Annotated in this window: 7 protein-coding genes; 5 read left to right on the top strand and 2 right to left on the bottom strand. The window is 68.1% G+C overall.

The genetic code is table 11. The annotated features are described in order from the left end of the window. From JNK30_RS13820 to JNK30_RS13805, 4 genes are all read left to right on the top strand, one after another. The coding region (locus JNK30_RS13820) for an ATP-binding protein (RefSeq protein WP_293482984.1) at positions 1-297 on the top strand (297 nt) is incomplete at its 5' end. Beyond that, positions 294-731, top strand: coding sequence for an HPr kinase/phosphorylase (locus JNK30_RS13815; protein ID WP_367118752.1), 438 nt, complete (start codon positions 294-296; stop codon positions 729-731). The genes JNK30_RS13820 and JNK30_RS13815, both read left to right, overlap by 4 nt. Before the next feature lie 61 nt (positions 732-792). Then, the gene (locus JNK30_RS13810) at positions 793-1,197 is read left to right on the top strand and encodes a PTS sugar transporter subunit IIA (protein ID WP_293482983.1); all 405 of its coding nucleotides are present in this window, start codon (positions 793-795) and stop codon (positions 1,195-1,197) included. A gap of 1 nt (position 1,198) precedes the next feature. Further along, positions 1,199-1,474, top strand: coding sequence for an HPr family phosphocarrier protein (locus JNK30_RS13805; protein WP_293482986.1), 276 nt, complete (start codon positions 1,199-1,201; stop codon positions 1,472-1,474). A gap of 39 nt (positions 1,475-1,513) precedes the next feature. Here JNK30_RS13805 and JNK30_RS13800 read toward each other — a convergent pair whose 3' ends face one another. Both JNK30_RS13800 and JNK30_RS13795 read right to left on the bottom strand, forming a co-directional pair. Continuing rightward, positions 1,514-2,275, bottom strand: a complete 762-nt coding sequence (locus JNK30_RS13800; protein ID WP_293482982.1) for an ABC transporter permease — start codon at positions 2,273-2,275, stop codon at positions 1,514-1,516. Beyond that, positions 2,272-3,228, bottom strand: coding sequence for an ABC transporter ATP-binding protein (locus JNK30_RS13795; protein ID WP_293482985.1), 957 nt, complete (start codon positions 3,226-3,228; stop codon positions 2,272-2,274). The genes JNK30_RS13800 and JNK30_RS13795 overlap by 4 nt, the downstream gene beginning before the upstream one ends. A 143-nt stretch (positions 3,229-3,371) precedes the next feature. Between JNK30_RS13795 and JNK30_RS13790 the strand changes: the two genes are divergently transcribed. Further along, a partial coding sequence (locus JNK30_RS13790; RefSeq protein ID WP_293482981.1) for an adenosylhomocysteinase occupies positions 3,372-4,190 on the top strand: 819 nt, incomplete at its 3' end.

Below are 4,190 nucleotides of genomic sequence, written 5' to 3'. Positions count from 1 at the left end.
CCGCCGGGCGACGTGGTGACCGTCGGCCTCTGGCGCGTGAAGGGCGAGGCCATCGCGACGGTCTCGGACAACGGCCCCGGCATCCCGCCCGAGAACCTCGAGACCGTCTTCGAGCGGTTCTACACCTCGCGGCCGAAGGGCGCGGCGTTCGGCGGGAACTCGGGCCTCGGGCTCTCCATCGCGCGCCAGATCGCCCAGGCGCACGGCGGCACGCTGCGCGCCGAAAACCGCACCGGGGCCGACGGCAAGGTCCTGGGCGCGATGTTCACCCTGATCCTGCCCGAGAGCGGGCCGTGACCATCGTCCATGGCGGCCTGGTCGCGCAGCGGATGGACGGCCTCTGGCGCGGCGTCCTCATCGAGGGCCCCTCGGGCGCGGGCAAGTCCGATCTGGCGCTGCGCGCGCTGGACCACGGCTTCCGGCTGGTGGCGGACGACCGGGTGATCCTCTGGGTCGCGCAGGGCCGCCTCTACGGTCGTGCGCCGGATACGCTGTCGGGCCTGATCGAGGTTCGGGGCGTCGACGTGATCGCCGCCACGCCCGTCCCCTTCTGCGAGGTGGTGCTCAAGGTCCGCCTCGGCGCGCCCGACCGGATCCCGGATTCCGCAACCGAGACGATCCTTGGAGTACCGACTCCACTCCTGGCGGCAGACCCGTTCGAAATCTCCGCCCCTGCGAAGTTAGGCCGCGCGATGGAGGTCTTTGACCCGGCGCACAAGAGGCGTATCTAGCTCGGCTCGCGCCGCTCCCTCAGGCGCCGTCTCGGGTGGGGATACCCTTGGATCGTCCGGCATGATCGGCCTCGTGATCGTCACTCACGGCCGTCTGGCGCAAGAGTTCGTGTATGCGATGGAGCACGTTGTCGGCCCGCAGGCGGCGGTCGAGGCCATCTGCATCGGGCCCGAGGACGACATGGAGAAGCGCCGCCTCGACATCCTCGCCGCCTGCGGTCGGGTGGACGCCGGCCAGGGCGTGATCCTGCTCACCGACATGTTCGGAGGCACGCCCTCGAACCTCGCCATTTCGGTAATGGAGCAGACCAAGGCCGAGGTCATTGCGGGCCTGAACCTGCCCATGCTCATCAAGCTCGCCTCGGTGCGCAGCCGCGCGCCCCTCGCCGACGCAGTTGCGGCGGCGCAGGAAGCTGGGCGAAAGTACATCTCCGTGGCCTCCTACGTCCTGGCCGGAGAGAAGTGAGCTGAGCGAAGCCTGCCGCACCGTCGAGATCGTCAACAAGCGGGGCCTGCACGCGCGCGCCTCCGCCAAGTTCGTCAAGCTCGCCGCCACCTTCGACGCCGAGGTGAAGGTCACCAAGGACGGCACCACCGTCGACGCCCGTTCGATCATGGGCCTGATGATGCTGGCGGCCGGCCCCGGCTCCGACATCGAGATCACCGCGGAGGGCGAGGAAGCTGACGTCGCCGTCGCCGCGCTGGCCGATCTGGTCGAAGGCCGCTTCGAAGAGGACGAGTAGCGCCGGACCCGCGCCGTTCATCCCGGCGTGGCGATGGGCCTAGGTCTTCAGCCGCCAGCCGGTGCGGAAGATCCAGGTGACGGCCGCGAGGCACAGGCCCAGGAAGCCCAGGGTGGCCGCGAGGCTGACGCCGACGCCCACGTCCGAGACGCCGTAGAAGCTCCAGCGGAACCCGCTGACCAGGTAGACCACGGGGTTGAAGAGCGCGATGGTCTTCCAGACCCCCGGCAGCATGTCGATGGAGTAGAAGCTGCCGCCCAGGAAGGTGAGCGGCGTCACCACCAGCATCGGGATGATCGAGAGCTTCTCCCAGCCGTCGGCCCAGATCCCCGTAAGGAAGCCGAACAGGCTGAAGGTGACCGACGTCAGGACCAGGAACGAGAGCATCAGCAGCGGATGCTCGATCTCGTACGGCACGAAGATCCGGGCGGTGGCCAGGATCACGAGGCCCAGCACCACCGACTTGGTCGTCGCAGCCCCGACATAGCCCAGCACCACCTCGGCGGCGGACACGGGCGCCGACAGGAGCTCGTAGATCGTCCCGGCGTACTTCGGCATGTAGATGCCGAACGAGCCGTTCGAGATGCTCTCGGTCAGGATCGACAGCATGATCAGGCCCGGGACGATGAAGGCGCCGTAGCTGACGCCGTCCATCGTGGGCATCCGGCTGCCGATCGCCGCGCCGAAGACGATGAAGTAGAGCGAGGTGGTGATCACCGGCGCCGCGATGCTCTGCACCAGCGTGCGCAGCCAGCGGTGCATCTCGAAGAGGTAGATGGCCCGGACGGCGTGGAGGTTCATGCGCGCGCTCCCCGCACCAGGCTGACGAAGATGTCCTCGAGGCTGGATTCCTCGGTGCGCAGGTCCTTGAAGTCGATGCCGCGCTCGGACAGCCGCCTGAGGAGCTCGGCGATGCCGGTGGACTCGGCCTGGGCGTCGAAGGCGTAGACGAGTTCGGTCCCCTCGCCCGCGAGCTCGAGCGCGAACCCGTCGATCGCCGGCGCCTGCGTCAACGGCTCCTGCAGGTGCAGCGTGAGCTGCTTCTTGCCCAGCTTGCGCATCAGCTGGGCCTTCTCCTCCACCAGGATGAGTTCGCCGTGGGAGATCACGCCGATGCGATCGGCCATCTCCTCGGCCTCCTCGATGTAGTGGGTGGTCAGGATGATGGTGACGCCGCTCTCGCGAAGGCGGCGCACCATGTCCCACATGTCCCGGCGCAGCTCGACGTCCACGCCGGCCGTCGGCTCGTCGAGGAACAGGATCGACGGCTCGTGGCTGAGCGCCTTGGCGATCATCACGCGGCGTTTCATGCCGCCGGAGAGCGCCATGATCTTGTCGTTGCGCTTGTCCCACAGGCTGAGGTCCCGCAGCACCTTCTCGAGGTGCGCCGGGTTCGGGCCCTTGCCGAAGAGGCCGCGGCTGAACTTCACCGTGTCCCAGACGGTCTCGAAGGCGTCGGTGGACAGCTCCTGCGGGACGAGGCCGATGCGGGCGCGGGCCGCGCGGAAGTCGCGGACGATGTCGTGGCCATCGGCGGTCACCCGGCCGGCGGTGGGCCGGACCAGCCCGCAGACGATGCCGATGAGGGTGGTCTTGCCGGCTCCGTTGGGGCCCAGGAGCGCGAAGATCTCGCCGCTGCGGATCTCCAGGTCCACGCCCTTCAGCGCCTGGAAACCCCCGGCGTATGTCTTCGAGAGACCCTCGATGGTGATGATGGGCGTGGCCACGGCCTCTCCTTCGGAACGTCCCCAGATAGGACGCGACGGGCGATGCGGCCAGACCGACCTTCGCCCGCCGCGGGCCGAACATCGCATAAAGGTTTCTTTATATCTTTCTTGCGAGACTGGGCGGCCGCGGCTATAGGAGCCGCCAACACATTCCCGCACCAGGATTGAAGATGACCGACTACGTCGTGAAGGATCTCTCGCTTGCCGACTGGGGCCGCAAGGAGATCGAGATCGCCGAAACCGAGATGCCCGGCCTGATGGCCGTGCGCGCCGAGTTCGGCAAGGCGCAGCCCCTGAAGGGCGCGCGGATCGCCGGCTCGCTGCACATGACCATCCAGACGGCGGTTCTGATCGAGACCCTCCAGGCGCTCGGCGCCGAGGTCCGCTGGGCGTCGTGCAACATCTTCTCGACCCAGGATCACGCCGCCGCCGCCATCGCGGCCAAGGGCACCCCGGTCTTCGCGATCAAGGGCGAGACGCTCGTCGAGTACTGGGAGTACGCGCACAAGATCTTCGAGTGGCACGACGGCGGCTACCCGAACCTGATCCTGGACGACGGCGGCGACGCGACGCTGCTGTGCGTCCTGGGCCCGAAGGCCGAGAAGGACCCGACCCTCCTCAACAACCCGACGAACGAGGAGGAAGAGGCGCTCTACACGGTGATGAAGCGCTACCTGAAGGAGAAGCCGGGCTTCTACACGGCCATCCGCGACGCCTGTAAGGGCGTGTCGGAAGAGACCACCACGGGCGTCCACCGCCTGTACCAGATGCACGAGCGCGGCGAACTGCCGTTCACCGCCATCAACGTCAACGACAGCGTCACCAAGTCGAAGTTCGACAACCTGTATGGCTGCCGCGAGAGCCTGGTGGACGCGATCCGCCGCGGCACCGACGTGATGCTGGCCGGCAAGGTCGCGGTCGTCCTCGGCTACGGCGACGTGGGCAAGGGCTCGGCCGCCTCGCTGCGCAACGGCGGCGCGCGCGTGGTG

The sequence above is a fragment of the Phenylobacterium sp. genome (assembly GCF_016793225.1).
In the GTDB taxonomy this organism is placed as follows: Bacteria; Pseudomonadota; Alphaproteobacteria; order Caulobacterales; family Caulobacteraceae; genus Phenylobacterium.
This window is presented reverse-complemented; position numbering and strand designations above follow the sequence as displayed.

Coding starts and splice junctions, on each gene's coding strand:
- JNK30_RS13800 (WP_293482982.1), bottom strand. CDS start 2,275: ATGAACCTCCACGCCGTCCGGGCCATCTACCTCTTCGAGATGCACCGC.
- JNK30_RS13810 (WP_293482983.1), top strand. CDS start 793: ATGATCGGCCTCGTGATCGTCACTCACGGCCGTCTGGCGCAAGAGTTC.